Genomic DNA, 21,235 nt, shown 5'->3' with positions numbered 1-21,235 from the left:
AGCGCCGCGGACCCGGCGGGTCCGTCAGTCGTTGGCGTGCAGGGCGGCGTTCAGCTCGATGCCGTGGCCGGTTCTCGGCCGGGCCTCCAGCGCGCCGGTCACCGAGTTGCGCCAGAACTGTAGGCCGTCGACGCCGGACAGCTCCCGGGCCTTGACGACCCGACCGTCCGGCAGGGTGATCTTGGAGGCGGCGGTGATGTAGCAGCCCGCTTCGACCACGCAGTCGTCGCCGAGGGAGATGCCGACGCCAGCGTTCGCGCCGATCAGGCTCCGCTCGCCGATGCTCACCTTGTCGGTGCCGCCACCGGAGAGCGTGCCCATGATCGAGGCGCCACCACCGACGTCGGAGCCGTCGCCGACCACCACGCCCTGCACGATCCGTCCCTCGACCATCGAGGTGCCGAGCGTGCCGGCGTTGAAGTTGCAGAAACCCTCGTGCATCACGGTGGTGCCGGCGGCCAGGTGCGCGCCGAGGCGGACCCGGTCGGCGTCGGCGATCCGCACGCCGGAGGGGATCACGTAGTCGGTCATCCGGGGGAACTTGTCCACCCCGTACACCGCCAGGTGGCGGCCCGCGGCCCGCTCGATCACCCGCAGCTCGTCCACCCGCTCCGGCGGGCACGGCCCGGCGGACGTCCAGGCCACGTTGGCCAGCTTGCCGAAGATGCCGTCGAGGTTGAGCTGGTTGGGTCGGACCAGCCGGTGCGAGAGCAGGTGCAACCGGAGGTACGCGTCCGAGGCGTCCTTGATCGGGTCGTCCAACGAGCCGATCACGGTGACCACCTGGACGGTACGCAGACCGGGCAGTGACCGGTCACCGAGCGCGGCCGGCGGCAGGTCGAGCACGTCCGCCTTGTCCTCGCCGGCGACCAGCGGCAGCTCGCCCAGGCCCAGCTTGCCGGTCGGGTACCAGGTGTCGAGCACCTGCTCGTCTGCGGTGACCGTGGCCAGGCCGATGCCCCAGGCGGAATCTGCGGACGTCACTGTTACACCTCTCGGTCGCGGCCGGGATGGCCGCAAGCTCGCTCCTCACGCTGACAGACCTGAAGGTACCGTGCGAACCATGGAGAACCCGCTGACCCCCGAGGTCCTCGCCGATCCGGTACAGCTGACCCGCGCTCTGGTCGACATAGAGTCCGTATCCCTCAACGAGAAGGCGATCGCCGACTGTGTCGAAGAGGTGCTGCGGGGCGTGTCGCACCTGACCACTCACCGGCACGGCAACACGGTGATGGCGCGCACCGACCTCGGTCGGTCGCAGCGCGTCGTGCTGGCCGGGCACCTCGACACGGTGCCGCTGAACAACAACTTTCCGTCGACCCTGCGCGGCGACCTGATGTACGGCTGCGGCACCTCCGACATGAAGTCCGGTGTCGCGTACGCGCTGCACCTGGCGGTGACGCTGCCCGACCCGCGCTACGACGTGACGTACTTCTTCTACGAGGCCGAGGAGATCGAGTCGCAGTACAACGGGCTCAACCTGGTCCACCAGGCGTGCCCGGAGTGGCTGGAGGCGGACTTCGCGGTGCTGCTGGAGCCCACGTACGGCATCGTCGAGGCGGGCTGTCAGGGCACCATGCGGGCCATCGTGACGACGACGGGTGAGCGGGCGCACGCGGCGCGCTCCTGGCATGGTGTGAACGCCATCCACGCGGCCGGTGAGGTGCTGCGGCGCCTCCAGGCGTACGAGGCACGCCGGGTCACCATCGAGGGGTGCGACTTCCGCGAGGGCATGAACGCGGTGCGGATCAACGGTGGCGTCGCCGGCAACGTGGTCCCCGATCGCTGCGAGATCGAGGTCAACTACCGGTACGCGCCGGACCGCGACCCGGCGGCCGCGGAGGAGCACCTGCGGGAGGTCTTCGCCGGCTTCGAGGTGGCGGTGACCGATGCGGCGGCCGGTGCAGCCCCTGGGCTGGAGGCGGCTCCGGCGAAGGAGTTCCTGGCGGCGGTGGGCGCGGCGCCGATCGGCAAGCTGGGCTGGACGGACGTGGCCCGGTTCGCGGCCATGGGGATCCCCGCGCTGAACTTCGGTCCGGGCGACCCCAACCTCGCCCACCACAAGGACGAGCACGTCGAGATCAGCAAGATCCGCGATGGCGCGGCAACCCTGCACCGTTGGCTGGCCCCAGCCTGACCCGGCCGCGCCTGTCGCGCGTTCGCGCCGGGTGATCAAGAGGTTTGCGTCAGCCGGGCCCGTTGTCGGCGACGCAAACCTCTTGATCGGCTGCGGATGGGGCGGGGGCTGTGGGGGAGATGAGGGATAGGGGGACTGGGTCCTGTTGGCGGGTGCGGCGGCGTTCCGCCACCACGTCTCGGATCCGTCGCTGCATCTGGCGACGGATCCGGATCATCTCGCTGTTGCTGATCACGCTGTCTCCTCCCCCAAGGCGCGCGCCGGGGCATACCCGGTATGTGAATAGTAAGACGTACGGGGCAGCCGAATAGTTGCCCATGATCCTGAACTTTTTCTCGGCGTCCGCGCCCCGCCCCTGCAACTGCTGGGTGGACCACTACGGTTGCCCCATGAGCCAGAGCAACAGGTGGGAGGCCGGTCACGGTCCGGGACGAGAGCGGCACCGGGGTGCGGTCACGCTGCGCAGAGGCGCGATCCCGAGCAGCACCGCCGATCAGCGGTTGCTGGATTCCCGCAGCCGGGGCGACTGGAAGACCAAGGACGCATGGCGCGCGCTGCGCATCCTCTCCGAGTTCGTCGAAGGTTTCGACACCCTCGCCGACCTGCCGTCGGCGGTCAGCGTCTTCGGCTCCGCGCGCAGCGGGCCGGACAGCGCCGAGTGCCAGCTGGCCGAGCAGGTGGGCGCCGCGCTGGCCCGGGCCGGCTACGCCGTGATCACCGGGGGTGGGCCGGGGGTGATGGAGGCCGCCAACCGCGGCGCCAGCGAGGCCGGCGGGCTTTCCGTCGGGCTCGGCATCGAGCTTCCGTTCGAGCAGGGCATCAACGAATGGGTCGACCTCGCCATCGACTTTCGCTACTTCTTCGCCCGCAAAACGATGTTCGTCAAGTACGCCCAGGCGTTCGTCGTACTGCCCGGCGGGTTCGGCACGATGGACGAGCTGTTCGAGGCGCTCACCCTGGTGCAGACCGGCAAGGTCACCCGGTTCCCGGTGGTGCTCATGGGGGTCGCCTACTGGCAGGGTCTGCTCGACTGGTTGCGCGACACGATGGCCACCGAGGGCAAGATCGGGCCGGTCGATCTGGAGCTGATCTGCCTCACCGACGACGTCAACGCCGCGGTCCGGCACATTGTCGAAGCGGAGGCCGCACTCTCCGTCGAGCAGGAGGCGGTCCGCGACGAGGCCGTCGCCCGTACCGGCGCTGACCAGCAGGCCGCCGCCGAACAGGCCGCCGAACGGCCGCGGGACGACTGATGGCGGCGATCTGCGTCTTCTGCGCCTCCTCCCGCACCCTCGATCAGCGTTGGTTGGACCTGGCCGCCGAGACCGGTGCGGAGTTGGCCCGGCGCGGGCACACGCTGGTCAGTGGTGGCGGCTGCGTCGGCATGATGGGCGCGCTGGCCGACGGCGCGCGATCCGCCGGTGGGCGCACCGTGGGGGTGATCCCACAGTCGCTGGTCGATCTGGAGGTCGCCGATCTGGCCTCGGACGAGCTGCTGGTGACCGACTCGATGGCCAGCCGCAAGACCCTGATGATCGAGAAGTCGGACGCGTTCCTCACCCTGCCCGGCGGGCTGGGCACCCTGGACGAGCTGTTCGAGGTCTGGACCACCGCCACTCTCGCCCTGCACTCCAAGCCGATGGTGCTGATCGACACCAACGGGTTCTACCGTCCGCTGCTGGACTGGCTCGAAGCGCTGGCCGACCAGAACTTCCTCAAGACCGCCGGCCGCAACCTCCTGACGGTGACCACAACTGTCCCCGCCGCCCTCAACGCCCTGGAGTCCCACCTAACCTGACCCCACCCGCCCCGCCCCGCCCCACCCCGCCCCACCCCGTCGATCATGAAGTTAGCGGCGCCGCTGTCGGCGTGTCGCGCCGCTAACTTCATGATCGACAGGGTGGGGGTCGGGGTGGGGGTGGGGGTTTGTGTCGGGGGGGCGTGATGGGATGGGCTGATGCAGGCGTACCGGTTGGTTCGGCGGGTTTCGGGGCCGGCGCCGGGGGGCGGGCCGGTTGATGGCACCGCGGGCGTTGTCCTGCCCGCCGAGGGGACGGGCCTGTGGGTCGATCCGGTGCAGGCGGAGGTGGTCGGGCACACCGACGGGCCGATGCTCGTGCTCGGTGGCCCGGGCACCGGCAAGACCAGCACGCTTGTCGAGGCGGTCGCCGCCCGGGTGGCCGAGGGGGTCGATCCCGAACGGATCCTGGTGCTGACCTTCGGTCGTCGAGGCGCCACCGCGCTGCGTCAGCGCATTGAGGCCCGAGTCGCGCAGGACGGCCACCGGGTGCTGCGCGAGCCGCTGGTCCGCACCTTCCCGGCGTACGCTTTCGGGCTGCTCCGCCGAGCCGCCGCCGAACGGGGCGAGCCGTCCCCCCGGCTGCTCACCGGCCCCGAACAGGATCTGATCATCCGCGAGCTGCTCGACGTGGTGGGCGAGGAGCCCGAGGACGACCCGGTCGGCTGGCCGACCGACCTGCGCCCCGCCCTGCGGACCCGGGCCTTCGCCGGTCAGCTGCGCGACCTGCTCATGCGCGCCGCCGAGCGCGGCGTGGGCCCGGTCGACCTGGCCCGGCTCGGCGAGAAGCTCGGCCGCGCCGACTGGCCGGCCGCCGCCCGCTTCCTGCGGGAGTACGTCGCCGTGCTCGCGCTGCGTGACGTCAGCAACCGGGGCTCCATCGCGTACGACCCGGCCGAGCTGGTCCGGGCGGCCACCGGGCTGCTGCGCGACGACGAGGAGTTGCTGGCCGCCGAGCGCCGACGGCTCGCCCACGTGTACCTCGACGAGTTGGCCGACACCGACCCCGCCCAACTGGAGCTGCTCTCGGTGATCGCCGGAGGCGGCAAGTCGCTGGTCGCGTTCGCCGATCCGGATTCCTCCACGTACGCCTTCCGGGGCGCCGACCCGGCCGGGGTGACCACGTTCCCGCACCGCTTCCGGACCGCGTCCGGAGCGCCGGCCGCCCAGGTGCTGCTCACCACGTCGTACCGGGCCGGGCCGGGTCTGCTCGCCGCGATCGCCCGACTGGGCCGCCGGCTGCGCGGCCCTTCGGCGCACCGCCGGCTGCACCCGCTGCCGGATGCGCCCCCCGGGACGGTCGAGGTGCACACGTTCCGCTCGGCGACCAGCGAGGCCGCCTGGCTGGCCCACGCGCTGCGCTCGGCCCACCTGCTCGACGGCGTGCCCTGGTCGCGGATGGCAGTGCTGGTGCGGTCCACCGCGTTGCAGCTGCCCACCCTGCGACGGGCACTGCACGCTGCCGGCGTACCCACCGTGGTGCACGGCGAGGATCTGCCCCTGCACCTGCAACCGGCGGTCGCGCCGCTGCTGCTCCTGCTGCGCTGCGCGCTCGAGCCGGACCGACTGGACGAGGAGACGGCGGTCGCGCTGCTGCACTCCTCGTTGGGTGGAGCCGACCCGCTGGCCGAGCGGCGGCTGCGGCAGGGCCTGCGTGCGCTCGCGCTGGCTGGCGGTGACCGACGCCCTTCCGGGGAGCTGATCGTCGAGGCGTTGCGCGATCCGGCGGAGCTGGCCGGCATCGACCGGCGCTGGGCGGAGCCGGCGCAGACGGTGGCCGCGCTGCTGGCCACCGCACGGGACGCCGCCGCCCGGCCGGGTTCGACCGCCGAGGACCTGCTCTGGGCCGTCTGGCACGCCAGTGGTCTGGCCGAGCGTTGGGCGGGCGCGATCAACCAGGGGCGGCCGGAGGCCGGCGAGGGGGACCTGTCCCGGCGGCGGCGGGCCGAAGCGGCCGACCGCGACCTGGACGCTGTGCTGGTGCTCTTCGACGCGGCGGCCCGGTTCACCGACCGGCTGCCCGGCGCCCGTACTGAGGTCTTCCTCGACCACGTGCTCGCCCAGGACCTGCCGGCCGACACCATCTCCCCGACCGCCGACCGGGGCGCGGCGGTACGCCTGCTCACCGCGCACGCCGCCAAGGGCCTGGAATGGGACCTGGTCGCGGTGGCCGGTGTGCAGGAGGGCATCTGGCCGGACCTGCGACTGCGCGGCAGTCTGCTCGGCTCCGAGCGCCTGGTCGACGTGCTGGCCGGCCGGTCCGTCGGCGGCGCCACCGCGGCGAACGTGGTGGGTCAGACCTCGGCGTTGCTGGACGAGGAACGCCGGCTCTTCCACGTCGCCATCAGCCGCGCCCGGCAGCGGCTGCTGGTCAGCGCCGTGGCATCGGCCGCCGTCGGCGGTGACGACCACGAGGAGCAGCCGAGCCGGTTCCTGCACGAGCTGGCCCCCGCCGCGCCGCCCAGACCGCCGAGCGGTGCCGGGCCGGCCGAGCCGGACCCTCCCGGGGCGCTGCCGGTGACCCGTCCACCCCGGGCGCTCACCCTGCCGGCGCTGGTCGCCGAGCTGCGTACCGCCATCACCGACCCGGCAGCCCCGGCGGTCCGGCGGCGCGCTGCGGCGGCCGAGCTGGCCCGGCTCGCCGCCGCCGGGGTTCCCGGTGCGCACCCGGACGACTGGTGGGGACTGCGCGCGCTCTCCGACGACCGGCCACTCGTCGACGACGGGGATCCGGTGCGGGTCACCCCGTCGGCAATGGAGAGTGCACTGCGGTGCAGCCTGCGGTGGCTGCTGGAACGGCACGGCGGCAGCGGCCCGACCAGCACCGCGCAGGGGGTGGGCAACCTGGTGCACGCCGCCGCGATGCTCGCCGAGGACGCCAGCGCCGACCGGGGCGCTCTGCTCGACTACGTGGCCGCCCGGTTCGACGCGATCGAGCTGGCCGCCCGGTGGATGGCCGGGCCGGAGCGGGAGCGCGCCGAGGCGATGGTCGACAAGCTGCTGCGCTGGCTGGCCACCAACCCGCGTCGGCTGCTCGCCATCGAGCACGAGTTCGCGGTCCGCCTGGACGACCCGGGCCGGCCGGTCGACCTGACCGGTCGGGTCGACCGGCTGGAGGTCGACGAGGCCGGGCGGCTCGTGGTGATCGACCTGAAGACCGGCAAGTCCACTGCTGTCACCGGCACCGAGTTGGCCGAGCATCCGCAGCTCGGCGCCTACCAGGCGGCGGTGGAGGCGGGGGCGTTCGCCGAGTTCGGTGAAGAGTCGGGTGGCGCCGCGCTGGTGCAGCTCGGCACCTCCGCCAAGGACGCCAGGGAGCAGAATCAGCCGGCGGCCAGTGAGGGGCCGGCGGCCGGTTGGGCGACCGCGCTGGTCCGGCGGACCGCCGATACGATGGCAGCCGCCACGTTCGCCGCGGTGGCCAACTCGAAGTGCCGGGTCTGCCCGGTGCGCACCAGCTGCCCGGTCTCCGGGCAGGGGCGTCAGGTGGTCGAGCCGCCAACCGTCCGAAACCGTGAGGGCGAGGAGTGAGCCGGTGTTGCGACCCGAGACCGCACCGTGAGCCAGCCCACCCTGTTCGGCGCGGGTCCCGCGCCTGCGCCCCGGCGGGCGGACTCCGGCCCCCGGTACACGCCCATGGAGCTGGCCAAGCTGCTGCGGCTGCCGGCGCCGACCCGGGAGCAGGCCGCGATCATCGCCGCCCCGGTGGAGCCGCTGCTGGTGGTCGCGGGGGCCGGATCGGGCAAGACCGAGACGATGGCCGCGCGGGTGGTCTGGCTGGTGGCCAACTCGTACGTGCGCCCGGAGCAGATCCTCGGGCTGACCTTCACCCGTAAGGCAGCCGGCGAGCTGGCTCACCGCGTACGGACCCGGCTCGATCAACTGATCCGCCGCCTCGGCCGGCAGGGACGGGACCCGCTGGACGACCCGCTCGCCGGTGAGCCCACCGTCTCCACGTACCACTCGTACGCGGGACGGATCGTCACCGAGCACGGGCTGCGCGCTGGCTACGAGCCGTCCACCCGGCTGCTCACCGAGGCGTCCCGCTGGCAGTTGGTCGACCTGCTGGTGCGCAACTACGACGGCGACATGTCCGAGGTGGACCGGATGCCGAGCACCATCACCGACGCGGTGCTGGCGCTCGCGGGGGAGCTGGACGAGCACCTGGTCGCGCCGGACGAGCTGGCGGCCTGGACCGGTCGGTTCTTCGCCGAGGTGCAGTCCCGGCCGGGCCGGGTGTACGCCGACGTGCGCAAGGCGCTCACCCTGCAGCAGACCCGGCTGCGCCTGCTGCCGTTGGTGCGGGCGTACGCCCGGCGCAAGGAGGACTTCGAGGCGATGGACTTCGCCGACCAGCTCGCGCGGGCGGCCCGGGTGGCCCGGGATCACCCGGGGGTCGGCGAGATCGAGCGGGACCGCTTCCGGGCGGTGCTGCTCGACGAATACCAGGACACCAGTCACGCCCAGGTGGTGCTGCTCAACGCGCTGTTCGGTGGCGGGCACGCGGTGACCGCGGTGGGCGACCCGTGTCAGTCGATCTACGGCTGGCGGGGGGCCAGCGCCGGCACACTGGATCGGTTCCCCACCGAGTTCGCCCGCACCGACGGTCAGCCGGCCCAGGCGCTGGGGCTCACCACGAGCTGGCGCAACCGCCCGGAGATCCTCCGGGTGGCGAACGCCCTGTCGACACCGCTGCGGGCGGCGGGTGCGCAGGTGCCGGAGCTGCGCTCCGCGCTGACCGTCCAGGACCCGATCCCGCACCGCAGCCCGGGTGGTGCGGCCGGCGGCACGGTGCACTGCGCGATGCTGCCCACGTACGCCGACGAGGCCGGCTGGATCGCTGACAGTGTGCTCGCCGCCTGGCGTGGGGCGGCCCGGCTGCCGGGCGCGGCCCCCGAGCACATCCCGGTGGCGCAGCGCCCGACGACCGCCGTGCTGGTCCGGGTCCGCAGCCAGATTCCGGCGATCGAGTCGGCGTTGCGCGAGCGCGGCCTCCCGGTGGAGGTGGTGGGGCTGGGCGGCCTGTTGGACACCCCCGAGGTACGCGACGTGGTCTGCACGTTGCGGGTGCTGGCCGACCCGACCGACGGTGCCGCGCTGCTGCGGTTGCTCACCGGCGCCCGTTGGCGGATCGGGCCGCGTGATCTGGTGGCGTTGCACCGCCGGGCTCGGGCCATCGCCAACGCGCGACGACAGGTGGCCGCCGACGACACCTCGGAGATCAGCCCCGACCTGCTGGACGAGGCGACTCTGGTGGAGGCCCTGGCCGATCTTGGGCCGGCGCAGGCGTACTCGGCGGAGGGCTTCGCGCGGCTGCGCGCGTACGGCCGGGAGTTGGCGCTGCTGCGCTACCGGTTGGACCAGGCCCTGCCGGACCTGATCGCGGACATCGAGCGGACCATCGGCCTGGACGTGGAGGTCGCGGTGCGGGCCGGCCGGGACGGCGCCGGCGACGCCGGCCTGGCCCGGGGTCACCTGGACGCCCTGGGTGACGTGGCGGCCCGCTTCAGTGGGGAGACCCCCGGCGCGACGCTCTCCGGGTTTCTGTCCTACCTGGCCGCCGCCGAGGACGAGGAGCGTGGTCTGGCGCCGGGCGAGGTCGAGGTGGTGGAGGGAGCGGTGCAGGTGGTCACCGCGCACGCCGCCAAGGGCCTGGAATGGGACGTGGTGGCGGTGGCCGGGCTGAGCCGTGGGCTGTGGCCGGGGCCGGTCCGCAACTCCGACCATTGGTTGGGCGGGTTGGGCGTGCTGCCGTTCCCCCTGCGCGGCGACGCCGACGGGTTGCCCGAGTTGGGGCTCGACGAGGCGGCGGACCAGCGGGCGGTGGCTCGGGCGGTGACCGACTTCACCGACGCGTGGCGGGCCCACGACGAGCGGGAGGAACGCCGCCTGACGTACGTGGCGGTCACCCGGCCGCGCCGCCTGCTGCTCTGCTCCGGCTACTGGTGGGGCGAGGGCACGAAGCGGCCGCGAGGTCCGTCGGTCTTCCTGCGCGAGGTGTACGACGCCTGCCTCGACGGCGGGCCGGGGCACCTGATCGACGCGTGGGCGCCGGAGCCGACCCCGGATGCGACGAACCCCACGGCCGAGGTGGTGCTCCGCGCGGAGTGGCCGGCCGACCCGCTGGGCGGGCGCCGGCCGGCGCTGGCCGAGGCCGCCGGGCTGGTGCGCCGCCTGATGACCGACGGCCCGGCTGCGGTGGTCGCCGGGCCGGTGGTGTCGGTCGACCCCCAGGTCGATCCGGCGGTGGCCCCTGAGGCCGACCCGGAGGTGGCGCGCTGGCAGCGCGAGGCGGATCTGCTGCTGGCTGAGCGGGCCGAGCTGACCCGACTCTCCGGTGCGATCGAGGTGGCCCTGCCCGGGCAGCTGAGCGTCACCCAGCTTGTCGCGTTGCGGCGTGACCCGGCGGCGCTGGCCCGTACGCTGCGCCGCCCGGTGCCGGCCGAGCCCAACCCGTACGCCCGCCGAGGCACCGCCTTCCACGCCTGGTTGGAGCAGCGCTTCGGTGCTGATCGCCTCCTGGACCTGGACGAGCTGCCTGGTGCGGCCGACGCGGATGCCGCGCCCGACGAGGCGCTGGTCGAGCTCCAGGAGCGGTTCCTGGCCAGCGAGTGGGCCGACCGGTCACCGGTGGAGGTGGAGGTCCCGTTCGCCACGGTGATCGCCGGAGTCGCGGTGCGGGGGCGGATGGACGCGGTCTTCGCTCGGCCGGGTGGACGGTTCGATGTGGTCGACTGGAAGACCGGCGCGCAGCCCGCCGGGCCGGCTGCGGAGGTGGCCGCCGTGCAGTTGGCCGTGTACCGGTTGGCCTGGGCGGAGTTGGCGGGCGTGCCGGTCGACCGGGTGGGCGCGGCGTTCCACTATGTCCGGCACGGGGTGACGGTCCGGCCCGCCGACCTGCTGGACGTGACGGGGCTCACGGCCATGATCGCCCAGTTGCCCGAAGATTCCGCCCAACATTGACTGCGGCGGGAAAATCCGTGGTATGTTGACCGGGTTGCAGTTTTGGTTACCAGAGACTCTGTGTGCGCCTGGCGGGATTGTGGCCCCAGGCGCTCTTTGTTGTGTCCGGAGTTCTCCGGGCGGGGCGACCAGAAGCGACAGGCGATTCGCGCATCCCCGCGCGGAGCGCTCCTCTTCGGGCACGCAACAAGTGCGGGTCCGACGTTCCGTCAAGGAGACGAAACACATGGCTATTGGCACCGTGAAGTGGTTCAACGCTGACAAGGGCTTCGGCTTCATCACCCCGGACGGCGGCGGCGCTGACGTCTTCGCCCACTTCTCGGCGATCCAGTCCTCCGGCTACCGGAGCCTGGACGAGAACCAGCGGGTCGAGTTCGAGGTGACCCAGGGCCAGAAGGGCCCGCAGGCGGAGAACATCCGCCCGATCTGATCTTCGGATCGGTCAGCATTACCTGTCGCGCCCTCCGGGTGTGACGGTGACGGGACCGGCCCGCCTCGCCGCCGCCTGCTGTACGCAGGCGGCGGCCCGGCGGCGGGCCGGCCCGTACTCCAATCGGTTCGTGCTTGTGAGTCCTGGCTGCCTTGCGCCGCCGGTGACAGCGCCGACTTCGGCGCCCTCCCTCGACACGTGCCGCGTCGAGGAAGGCTTCCGCATGACCACAGTTATTCCTTCTTTTGCTCCTACCGGTCTGGCACCGGCGCTGCTCACCGCGCTGACCGCGCAGGGCATCACCGAGCCGTTCCCGATCCAGTCGGCGACGCTGCCCGACTCGCTCGCCGGCCGGGACGTGCTGGGCCGGGGTCGTACCGGCTCCGGCAAGACCCTCGCCTTCGGGCTTCCGCTGCTGTCCCGCACCGCCGGCCGTAAGGCCCGGCCGGGTCGCCCGCTGGCCCTGGTGCTGGTGCCGACCCGCGAGCTGGCCCAGCAGGTCACCACCGCGCTGGCCCCGTACGCCCGCGCCGTCGGGCTGCGCTGCACCACCGTCGTCGGCGGCCTGTCGTTGCAGCGGCAGGCGGACGCTCTGCGCGCTGGCGCCGAGGTGGTTGTCGCCACCCCCGGCCGGCTGCACGACCTGATCAACCGCGGTGACGCCCGGCTCGACCAGGTCGAGATCACCGTGCTGGACGAGGCCGACCAGATGGCCGACATGGGCTTCCTGCCGCAGGTCACCAAGCTGCTGGAGCAGGTCGCGCCGCAGGGGCAGCGGATGCTGTTCTCCGCCACTCTGGACGGCGGTGTGGACCGGCTGGTCCGCCGCTTCCTGAGCAACCCGGTGACCCACTCGGTCGACCCGGGCACGGCCACCGTCACCGCGATGACCCACCACGTGCTGCACGTCGACGCGCTGGACAAGCCCGACGCGCTCACCCGGATCGCCGCCCGTGAGGGCCGCACCATCCTGTTCATGGGCACCAAGCACCGCGCCGACCGGCTGGCCCGCCAGTTGCTCTCCAAGGGCGTACGCGCGGCCGCGCTGCACGGCGGCAAGTCCCAGCCGCAGCGCACCCGGATCCTGGAGCAGTTCCGCAACGGCCAGGTGACCGCCCTGGTCGCCACCGACGTGGCGGCCCGGGGCATCCACGTGGATGGCCTGGACATGGTGGTCAACGTGGACCCGCCGACCGAGGCGAAGGACTACCTGCACCGGGGCGGCCGGACCGCCCGGGCCGGTGAGTCCGGCTCGGTGGTCACCCTGGTCCTGCCCGAGCAGCGCCGGGACGTGTCCCGGCTGATGGCCACCGCCGGCATCCGGCCGCAGTCGGTCCAGGTGCGCTCCGATGGCGAGGCGCTGGCCCGGGTGACCGGTGCTCGCGAGCCGTCCGGAGTGCCGGTGACCATCGTCGCCCCGTCGGCGCCTGCTGGTCGGGTACGTACGGCCGGCGGCTCGGTCGCCGACGGTGGCGCCCGGCCGGCGCACCGCGCGTCGGGTCGGTCCCGCCGCCCGCGCCGCCCCCGCACCGTCTGATCTCCGACACTCCGCGACCGACCCGTCCCGCTTCGGCGGGGTGGGTCGGTTTCGTCTGCGGCAACAGCGGCGGCAGGCACTCGGCTGGCCGCGCCGGGGGTGGACAACCTCCCCTTGTGACTGCCTTTGGTGAAAGAGCAGGTGCCCGCGACGGCGCCGGCCGTGGAGTTGGCGCGGCTGGCGCGGTCCGGGTGCTTTTCTGAGTCGGGAATCAGCCTCCACTGGGTCGGTTGGCTGACTGCGCACCGGCTGGCCGTGGTCGAAGCTGACCGGCGGGGGGAAACCGGGCGGGGGGCCCGGCACGGGAGGGGTGACCATGGCGGGCGGACCCGGCTCGGGTGCACTGCGCGAACTGATCCTGGTGGTCGCGGTCGCGCTCGCCGGGTTGTTGCTCGCCATGGTTGCGGCCTTCGCACCCTGGCACGCCACCCCGGCGGGTAATGCTCCCGCCGGTCTGGTGGAGCTGCACAGCCCTGGCGACCCGGGCTCCGGCCCGGCGGTCGCACACGTGGGCTGAGCAGTGACCGGCCGACCGGTGCCGGCGGAGGGGCAGGCCCGGTCAGGATCGGTACGAGATGTGGTCGGGTCGGCGGGGCACCGACCCGACCACATCGCCTCCGCGCCGTCCTCGGCCGAGGTGTCGCGCTCAAGATCGTGCTCGATCCAGGAAACAGGGCCTTCCCACGCGGGCGAGGGCACTACATCAATGATCGAGCACGATCATGCTGCGCCGATCGTCGTCGGGACCCGCTCACGCGGTGGTGGGGGCGTGGCCGGTCGAGTTGTGGGTGAGCAACGCCGGTCAGTTGCTCGCCTGGTCGAGCACGCCCCAGCGACGCCGGATCGCCTTGTCCGCCGCGCCGAACGCGGCGTCCACGACCAGGCCGAGCACCAGGATGACGATCATGGTGGAGAGCAGCCAGGGTGCGTCGGACAACTCGCGGGAGTAGGTGAGCTGAGCGCCGAGCGAGGTCTGTGAGATGCCGACCACGAGCAGCTCACCGGCCATCAGGCTGCGCCAGGAGAACGCCCACCCCTGCTTGAGCCCGGCGACGATCGCCGGTAATGCGGCCGGTGCGATGACGTACCGGTAGAGGTTGAGCCCTCGGGCGCCCAGGTTGCGGCCGGCGCGTAGCAGCAGCGGCGGCACGTAGTCCACACCGGAGATCACCCCGTTGGCGATGGACGGCGCCGCGCCGAGCACCACCACGAAGAAGATCGCCTTCTCGCTCAGCTCGAAGAGCAGGATGGCCAGCGGAAACCAGGCGATCGACGGCATGGTCTGCAACGCGGTGATCATTGAGCCGATGGCTGCGCGCAGCACCGTGGACCGGGCCACCGCCAGGCCCAGCAGCAGGCCGACGGCGACCGAGAAGACGTACCCGACGGCCGCGCGGCGCAGCGTGGTGAGCAGGCCGTCCCAGAGTTGTGGGCCCTGGGCCTGGCTCACCAGCTCGCGACCGACCTCCAGGGGCCCCGGCAGCGAGTACGGCGGTTTCCAGCCGGACCAGACCACGAACTGCCAGGCCGCGATGGCGATGGCCAGTGCGGCCAGCTTGGGCCAGGTGGCCGCCCAGATCCGGGCGCCCCGGGAGACCTCCTTGTCCCGGCCGGCGATCTCCAGCGCGTCGAGGCCGGTGATCTCCGCGTCGGTACGCGCCGAACTGGTGAGGGTGTCACTGGCCATGGCGGCCCACCTCCGTACGGAGCCGCTCGGTGACGTCGGCGGCGATGGCGGCGACCTCGGGGGAGTCGATCCGACGAGGGCGCCCGATGTTCACCTCGGTGGAGTGGATGATCCGACCGGGCCGACTGGAGAGCAGGATGATCCGGTCGGCCAGCCGAGCGGCCTCGCGGACGTTGTGCGTCACGAAGAGCACCGAGAGCTTGCGCTCGGACCAGATCCGTTCCAGCTCGTCGTGCAGGATGTCCCGGGTCATCGCGTCCAGTGCGCCAAACGGCTCGTCCATGAGCAGCACCGGGGTGTCCAGGGCCAGGGTGCGGGCCAGCGCGACCCGCTGCCGCATCCCGCCGGAGAGCTCGTGCGGGCGCTTGCGGCCGAAGTCGGCCAGGTGCACCGTACGCAGCAGCTCGGCGACCCGCTCACGGCGCTCGGCTCGGGGCAGCCGGCGCAGCTTGAGTGGCACCTCCACATTGGCGTCGACGGTCAGCCACGGGAAGAGCGCCGGCTCCTGGAACATCAGGCCCGGGTTGGCGTCGCCGGCCAGGGTGATCTGCCCACCGCTGACCCGGTCCAGCCCGGCCACCAGGTTGAGCAGAGTGCTCTTGCCGCAGCCGGACGCGCCGACCAGGCAGACGAACTCGCCGGGCGCGACGTCCAGCGACACACCGTCCAGGGCCAGGACGGCGTTCGCCCCGCGCCCGTACACCTTGGTCACGCCGGAGAGCGCGACCGCGGTGGTCGCGCTCCCCGGTGCCGTCGTGGTCGACGTCATGGCTGGACGACCTCGGGCTTCCCTTGCGCCTTGAGCGCGTTGTTGAGGTACGTCAGGTCGTACAGGCCCTTGAGGTCCACCGGATTGGTCAGCCCCACGTCGACGGCGTGGTCGAGCCCGGCCTTCAGGGAGGACGAGATCGGGTCGTTGGTGAATTCCAATGTCGGCCACGCCTGCTTGATCAGCTTTAGGTCCAGCGGCTTGCCGGTGATCTTGCCGATCGCGTCGGAGATGGCCTGCTGCGCCTCGTCGGGCTTGCTGTTGACGAACTCGTTGGCGGCCACCTGGCCGTCGACCAGCTTCTGCACCACGTCCGGGTGTGCCTTGAGGAACTTCGTGCTGACCAGCAGGTTGGTGATGACGAACTTCTTGTCCGGCCACAGGTCGCGCTCGTCGACCAACACCTTGCCGCCGGCGTTGACCAGGCGGGAGACGAACGGCTCGGGCACCCAGGCGCCGTCGATCGCGCCGCTGTTGAACGTCTCGACCGTCTGGGCGTTCTCCTGCGGCACGATCTTGACGTCGCCACCACCCTCCTTGGTGGTGGTCAGGCCCTGCTGCTTGAGCCAGTAACGGATCGCCACGTCCTGGGTGTTGCCCAGCTGCGGGGTGGCGATCTTCTTGCCCTTCAGGTCCTGCGGGCCCGTGATGCCGGGCTTGACCACCAGCGCGACGCCGCCGGAGGCCGCACCGGAGATGACCCGGACGGCCTCACCCTTGGACTTGGAGAAGGCGTTCACGGTCGGGTTCGGACCGATGTAGGTGGCGTCCAGCGCGCCGGAGAAAACGGCCTCGATGGCGGCCGGGCCGGCGTTGAAGGTCTTCGGGTCCAGCTTGACGTTGGCACCGAGCTTCTCAGCGAAGATGCCCTTTTCCACGCCGACGACCGCCGGCGCGTGGGTGATGTTGGGGAAGTAGCCGAGGCGCAGCGTCACCGGGCCGGAGCTGCCGCTCGCGCCCTCGCTGTCGTCGCCGCACGCGGCGGTGCTGCCCAGGGTCGCCGCGCCGAGGGCGGCGAGGGTGGCCAGGGTGACCAACCGGCGTAGGGGGAGCCGTCTCATCGTCCCATCCAATCCGCAGTATTCCTACTTAGTTGGTAGGAAGAGTGGGTCAGGCTGCGGCCAGCGTCAAGGTTCATCCACATGGCGGGATGGTGCGTCTCCGGCTGGCCGCACCGGGAGGTAACCGAGCGGGTCGGCATTGAGGTGCTGCCCCTCGGCATCGCCCCGGTCGCGGCGGCTCCGGGGAGGTCGCGGGTGGCGGGCGTGCCGACGCGCTAGGGTCGGTCCCGTGGCGGCGCGGAGATCCAGAATTCCAGCGACGAAGTATCCGGTCGAGCGGTTCACCCTCGACAACGGCCTGCGGGTGGTGCTCACCCCCGATCGCAGTGCCCCGGTGATCGGGGTGGCGGTGGTCTACGACGTCGGCATCCGCTCCGAGCCGGAGGGGCGCAGCGGCTTCGCCCATCTCTTCGAGCACCTGATGTTCCAGGGCTCGGAAAACCTGGAGAAGCTGGCCCACTTCCGGCACGTGCAGGGCGCCGGTGGCACCTTCAACGGCTCCACCCACCTGGACTACACCGACTACTTCGAGACGCTGCCGAGCAACGCGCTGGAACGCGCGCTGTTTTTGGAGGCGGACCGGATGCGCGGCCCCCGGCTGACCGAGGAGAACCTGCGCAACCAGGTCGACGTGGTCAAGGAGGAGATCCGGGTCAACGTCCTCAACCGGCCGTACGGCGGATTTCCCTGGCTGACCTTGCCGCCGGTCATGTTCGACACGTTCCCGAACGCCCACGACGGCTACGGGTCCTTCGACGATCTGGAGTCGGCGACCGTCGCCGACGCCGCGGACTTCTTCCGGCGCTACTACGCCAGCGGCAACGCGGTCCTCGCCGTCAGCGGCGACATCGACGTGGCCGAGGCGACCGAGCTGGTCACCCGGCACTTCGGGGACGTACCGGCCCGGCCGGCTCCGAAGCGGCCCGACTTCACCGAGCCCGACCTGACCGCCGAGCGTCGTACCTCGTACACCGATGCTCTGGCACCGCTGCCGGCGGTGGCCGGCGCCTGGCGTGTGCCCGACCCGGTCACCGACTTCGCCGGTTACCTGCCGTACGTGGTGTTGGCCGAGGTGCTCACCGACGGTGACGCGTCGCGGCTGGTCGAGCGCCTGGTGCAGCGGGACCGCGCGGTGACCAGCCTCGGCGGATACCTCGGCTTCATGGGCGACCCGTTCGACGTACGCGACCCCACCGCGCTGCTGTTGCAGGCGCACCTGCCGCCCGGTGGCGACGTGGACAAGGTGCTGCGCACCATCGACGAGGAACTGGACCGGCTGGCCACCGACGGGCTGACCGACGGTGAGCTGGCCCGCACCCAGGCCCGGATGGCGACCCACCTGCTGCGGGACACCGACGCGGTGCTCGGCCGGGCGTTGCGAATGGCCGTGCTGGAGCAGCAACGCGGCGAACCGGGCCTGCTCAACGAGTTGCCCCGGCTGGTTGGCGAGGTCACCGAGGAGCAGGTCCGGGCCGCCGCTGCCACCCTGCGCCCGGAGCGCCGGGCCGCGATCGAGGTCATTGCCGGAGGTGCCCGGTGAGCGCGAGGAGTGAGCCGGTTCTGCGAGCCCCGCAGTCGCGAACGAAGGTGATTCAGTGACGACCACCGCTCCCGCAGGGCCGCGTACGCTGCCCCCGCTCGGCCCGACCCGCAAGCTCAAGGTGCCCAGGCAGGCCGAACGCACGCTGCGCAACGGCCTCACCGTGATCGCCGTACGCCGGCCCGCCGTACCGCTGGTCGAGATGCGGCTCTGGGTCCCGTTCGGTCGGGTCCACCTGGCCCGCGGTGCGATGCTCTCGCAGACCATGCTCTCCGGCACCGAGTCGATGACCAGCGTGCAGATCGCGGCCGAGTTGCAGAAGGTAGGCGGTGGGCTCTCCGCGGGCGTCGACCCGGACCGGCTGATGCTCTCCGGCGCGGGCCTGGTCACCGGCCTGGACCGGATGCTGGAGCTGTTGGCCGAGGTGTTGACCGGCGCCAGCTACCCCAGCGACGACGTGGCCACCGAACGGGACCGACTTGTCGACCGGATCCAGGTGGCGCAGAGTCAGCCGGCGCACCTGGCCCGGGAGGCGCTGCTGAAGCGGATCTACGGCCGGCACCCGTACGCGACGCAGACCCCGGAGCCCGGCCAGATCCGCGCCGTCCGACCGGCGGCGCTGCGCACCGTGCACTCGGAACGGGTCCACCCGGCCAACGCGCAGTTGGTGCTGGTCGGTGATGTGCAGCCGGAGAAGGCCCTGGACGCGGCCGAGCGGGCGCTCGGCAGTTGGGCCGGCGCCGGGCGCACCGCCGAGCTGCCGGCGACTCCGCCGCTGGAGCCTGGGCCGCTGCTGCTGGTCGACCGGCCCGGCTCGGTGCAGTCGTCGCTGCGAATCGCGCTTCCGGCGGTGTCCCGCACCGACCCCGACCACGCCCCGCTGCAACTGGCCAACCTGATCTTCGGTGGCTACTTCTCCTCCCGTTGGGTGGAGAACATCCGGGAGGACAAGGGCTACACCTACGGCCCGCACTCGGGGATCGAGCACTCCGTCGCCGGATCGGTGCTGGTCGCCGCCGCCGAGGTGGCCACCGAGGTCACCGGTCCGGCGTTGCTGGAGACGACGTACGAGCTGGGTCGGCTGGCGTCGCTGCCACCGAAGCCCGAGGAATTGGAGCAGGCCCGCCAGTACGCCCTGGGCACCCTTCAGCTCGGCATGTCCACCCAGGCCGGGTTGGCGGCGTTGACCAGCGCGTACGCGGGCAACGGGCTGCGTCTGGACTTCCTCGCCGAGTACGCGGCGAGGTTGGCGAAGGCGAGCATCGACGACGTCGCGCAGGCGGCGGCCCGGTATCTGGCGCCAGCCCGGGCGGCGATCGTGGTGCTCGGCGACGCAGAACGGGTCACCCCGGGGCTGGCCGCGCTGACCACGGTCCGCACCGAGCCTGTGTCGTGAGCGAGCGCAGCGAGCGAGCCATGAGGCTCAGCAGCGGAGAGCTGGCGTGAGCGGGGAGATGACTCCGCCGTTGGCCCGGTCCACGCTGGACCGGGCGGCTCACCGGCGGGGTGACGCGCAGTGGTTGACCGAGGCGTGGTTGCGTGCCCGGGTGCTGCTGCTCGACTCGACCGACGAGGGTCGGACGCTGGCCCGCACCGACACGTCGCCTCCGGCGTTGGTGCTGTTCGGTGCGGCCGACGTGCCTGCCGGGTCCGAGTCGACGGCGATGTTCCTCGGTGTCGAGCCGGACGGGGTGCCGGTCTTCGCGGTCGACGCGCCGCTGCCGGCGTTACCAGGGACCCGGGCGGTCAACCTGCGCGAGGTGGGCCACCTGCTCGCCGATCGGGAGGCCGGCATCTTCACCACCGCCCTGGCGTTGGTCAACTGGCACACCCGGCACGGCTACTCGACGAGCACCGGGGCGCCGACCGCGATGGACGAGGCCGGTTGGTCCCGGGTGGACCGCAACGGTGGGCGGATCTGGCCGCGGACCGACCCGGCGATGATCGTGCTGGTGCACGACGGCGTGGACGGCGTGGACGGCTGCTGCCTGCTCGGCAACAACGCCAGTTGGCCGGGCACTCCGGGCGGTCGGCGCTACTCCTGCCTGGCCGGCTACGTCGAGCCGGGCGAGTCGGCGGAGGCCGCCGTGCTGCGCGAGGTCCGCGAGGAGGTGGGCATCGAGGTCGAGCGCATCGGGTACGTGGGCAGCCAGGCGTGGCCGTTCCCCGGTTCGCTGATGTTGGGCTTCCTGGCCACCGCGAACCCGACCGATCCGGTGCACGTCGACCCGTCCGAGATCGCGTACGCTCGGTGGTTTTCACGCCGGGAGATCGGGGCGGCGCTGGCCGGGCAGACGGTGGACGTGGGCGATGGAGCTCGGCTGATCCTGCCGCCACCGTCGTCGATCGCGCTGTTCCTCATCCACCGTTGGTTGGACGGCTGGGTGGACGGCGACCGCTGAGCACGGTCCCGGCCCGTGGCCGCCGTTGCCGCGGCGGTCACGAGCCGGGAACACGGGCCGTCGTGGTCGGCGGGTGCGAAAAGCGGCGGGGGAGCCGGTCCGACCACAACGGACGTCCTGTGGAATCAGGTGCCGATGCTGCCCGGTCTGTATCGGAAGGCGGGTCGAGGCTCGCTCAGCGGCAGGACCTTGACCCGTTGCTTGCCGGCGCGGACCGCGCCGACCGTGGCCAGGGCGCGGGCCAGCAGCAGCGCCGCGTCCCGGTCCTCGGCGTGCACGATCTGCCGTCGCGACTCAGGCGTGGTCGTCTCGTCACGAAGTCGGTGGCCGTCCGACCAGGCGGCGGCGATGTCCCCGTCGGCGACGGCGCGGATGTCGGTGCGAACGATCAGGAACCGCATGAGGGTCTCCGGATGAACCGCGACGGATGAACCAGTGTGGAAGTTCCACGTTCTCGAGGCCATGCTACGCCCCGTGTTCGTCCCAGCAACTGAAACGCGCCTATCGGTTTCGAGCCTCGTCCGATCGGGGGATGGCTGTTCAGCAGGGTCGGCGGTGCCCAACGCGACGGGGCCGCCGGCAGCGCGCCGACGGCCCCGTACGAGTCACCAGGTCAGTTCAGATCGAACTGGCCCTTCTTTGCTCCGGTGATGAAACCGAGCCACCCGGCGCGGTTGAACTGCAGCACCGGGCCGCCTCGGTCCTTGCTGTCGCGCAGGGCGACCGCCGATGGGCCGGTGCCGAGTGGGGCGACCTCGACGCAGTTCGAGGTCTGGCTGCGCGTGCTGGTACGCCACGGGGCATCCGCCAACGAGTGGGCGGAGACGGACGGCGTGTTGCGGATGTCGTTCATGGTTCTGCTCCTGATGTGAACTGATCCGATGGGACGAGTGGTGCCGCACGTCCCGACG

The 21,235-nt window shown here is 72.1% G+C and carries 18 protein-coding genes; 12 read left to right on the top strand and 6 right to left on the bottom strand.

Annotated elements, in window-relative coordinates; genetic code table 11:
• Positions 1-24: 24 nt before the first annotated feature.
• Entirely contained in the window at positions 25-984 is a 960-nt protein-coding gene (dapD, locus tag OG811_RS06015) for a 2,3,4,5-tetrahydropyridine-2,6-dicarboxylate N-succinyltransferase (protein ID WP_406072707.1), read from the bottom strand.
• Positions 985-1,063: 79 nt separating this feature from the next.
• On the opposite strand from dapD, the gene dapE reads away from it, so the two are divergent.
• From dapE to OG811_RS05975, 8 genes are all read left to right on the top strand, one after another.
• Positions 1,064-2,137, top strand: a complete 1,074-nt coding sequence (gene dapE / locus OG811_RS06010; RefSeq protein ID WP_406072706.1) for a succinyl-diaminopimelate desuccinylase — start codon at positions 1,064-1,066, stop codon at positions 2,135-2,137.
• A gap of 389 nt (positions 2,138-2,526) precedes the next feature.
• On the top strand, positions 2,527-3,390 hold the full coding sequence (locus tag OG811_RS06005; RefSeq protein ID WP_406072705.1) for a TIGR00730 family Rossman fold protein: 864 nt from the start codon (positions 2,527-2,529) through the stop codon (positions 3,388-3,390).
• Positions 3,390-3,935, top strand: a complete 546-nt coding sequence (locus OG811_RS06000) for a TIGR00730 family Rossman fold protein (RefSeq protein WP_406072704.1) — start codon at positions 3,390-3,392, stop codon at positions 3,933-3,935. Before OG811_RS06005 ends, OG811_RS06000 begins: the two co-directional genes overlap by 1 nt.
• 159 nt (positions 3,936-4,094) lie before the next feature.
• Positions 4,095-7,466, top strand: a complete 3,372-nt coding sequence (locus OG811_RS05995; RefSeq protein WP_406072703.1) for an ATP-dependent helicase — start codon at positions 4,095-4,097, stop codon at positions 7,464-7,466.
• Between the two features lie 27 nt (positions 7,467-7,493).
• The gene (locus OG811_RS05990; RefSeq protein ID WP_406072702.1) at positions 7,494-10,898 is read left to right on the top strand and encodes an ATP-dependent helicase; all 3,405 of its coding nucleotides are present in this window, start codon (positions 7,494-7,496) and stop codon (positions 10,896-10,898) included.
• 226 nt (positions 10,899-11,124) lie between these two features.
• Positions 11,125-11,328 (top strand): cold-shock protein, encoded by a 204-nt coding sequence (locus OG811_RS05985; protein ID WP_101369720.1) that lies wholly within the window; start codon positions 11,125-11,127, stop codon positions 11,326-11,328.
• A gap of 223 nt (positions 11,329-11,551) precedes the next feature.
• On the top strand, positions 11,552-12,865 hold the full coding sequence (locus OG811_RS05980; RefSeq protein ID WP_406072701.1) for a DEAD/DEAH box helicase: 1,314 nt from the start codon (positions 11,552-11,554) through the stop codon (positions 12,863-12,865).
• 316 nt (positions 12,866-13,181) lie between these two features.
• Positions 13,182-13,382, top strand: coding sequence for a hypothetical protein (locus tag OG811_RS05975; RefSeq protein ID WP_406072700.1), 201 nt, complete (start codon positions 13,182-13,184; stop codon positions 13,380-13,382).
• A 285-nt stretch (positions 13,383-13,667) separates the two neighbouring features.
• Here the strand turns inward: OG811_RS05975 and OG811_RS05970 are convergent, their stop codons facing one another.
• Genes OG811_RS05970 through OG811_RS05960 form a run of 3 tightly spaced genes read right to left on the bottom strand, consistent with a single transcriptional unit; the run spans position 13,668 to position 16,382 of the window.
• Entirely contained in the window at positions 13,668-14,552 is an 885-nt protein-coding gene (locus OG811_RS05970; protein ID WP_406072699.1) for an ABC transporter permease, read from the bottom strand.
• Positions 14,542-15,321, bottom strand: a complete 780-nt coding sequence (locus OG811_RS05965; protein WP_406072698.1) for an ABC transporter ATP-binding protein — start codon at positions 15,319-15,321, stop codon at positions 14,542-14,544. The genes OG811_RS05970 and OG811_RS05965 overlap by 11 nt, the downstream gene beginning before the upstream one ends.
• The gene (locus OG811_RS05960; protein ID WP_406072697.1) at positions 15,318-16,382 is read right to left on the bottom strand and encodes an ABC transporter substrate-binding protein; all 1,065 of its coding nucleotides are present in this window, start codon (positions 16,380-16,382) and stop codon (positions 15,318-15,320) included. The genes OG811_RS05965 and OG811_RS05960 overlap by 4 nt, the downstream gene beginning before the upstream one ends.
• 81 nt (positions 16,383-16,463) lie before the next feature.
• Between OG811_RS05960 and OG811_RS05955 the strand changes: the two genes are divergently transcribed.
• From OG811_RS05955 to nudC, 4 genes are read left to right on the top strand one after another with little or no spacing between them, the layout of a single operon-like run.
• Positions 16,464-16,601 carry a hypothetical protein gene (locus OG811_RS05955; protein ID WP_406072696.1) on the top strand — a complete coding sequence of 46 codons (138 nt, stop codon included), beginning with the start codon at positions 16,464-16,466 and terminating at the stop codon, positions 16,599-16,601.
• Between the two features lie 10 nt (positions 16,602-16,611).
• On the top strand, positions 16,612-17,922 hold the full coding sequence (locus OG811_RS05950; protein ID WP_406072695.1) for a M16 family metallopeptidase: 1,311 nt from the start codon (positions 16,612-16,614) through the stop codon (positions 17,920-17,922).
• A 55-nt stretch (positions 17,923-17,977) separates the two neighbouring features.
• A complete protein-coding gene (locus tag OG811_RS05945; protein WP_406072694.1) occupies positions 17,978-19,318 on the top strand; it encodes a M16 family metallopeptidase in 1,341 nt (446 codons plus the stop codon).
• 58 nt (positions 19,319-19,376) lie between these two features.
• Complete coding sequence (gene nudC / locus OG811_RS05940; RefSeq protein WP_406075558.1) at positions 19,377-20,324, top strand: NAD(+) diphosphatase; 948 nt, start codon at positions 19,377-19,379, stop codon at positions 20,322-20,324.
• A gap of 125 nt (positions 20,325-20,449) precedes the next feature.
• Here nudC and OG811_RS05935 read toward each other — a convergent pair whose 3' ends face one another.
• Together OG811_RS05935 and OG811_RS05930 are read right to left on the bottom strand one after the other, a co-directional pair.
• Entirely contained in the window at positions 20,450-20,725 is a 276-nt protein-coding gene (locus OG811_RS05935; RefSeq protein ID WP_406072693.1) for a hypothetical protein, read from the bottom strand.
• A gap of 212 nt (positions 20,726-20,937) precedes the next feature.
• Positions 20,938-21,177, bottom strand: a complete 240-nt coding sequence (locus OG811_RS05930) for a DUF397 domain-containing protein (RefSeq protein WP_406072692.1) — start codon at positions 21,175-21,177, stop codon at positions 20,938-20,940.
• Positions 21,178-21,235 lie beyond the last annotated feature (58 nt).

The sequence above is a fragment of the Micromonospora sp. NBC_01638 genome (assembly GCF_045209745.1).
GTDB lineage: Bacteria > Actinomycetota > Actinomycetes > Mycobacteriales > Micromonosporaceae > Micromonospora.
The sequence above is the reverse complement of the archived record's forward strand: the minus strand, read 5'-3'. Positions and strand labels throughout refer to the sequence as shown.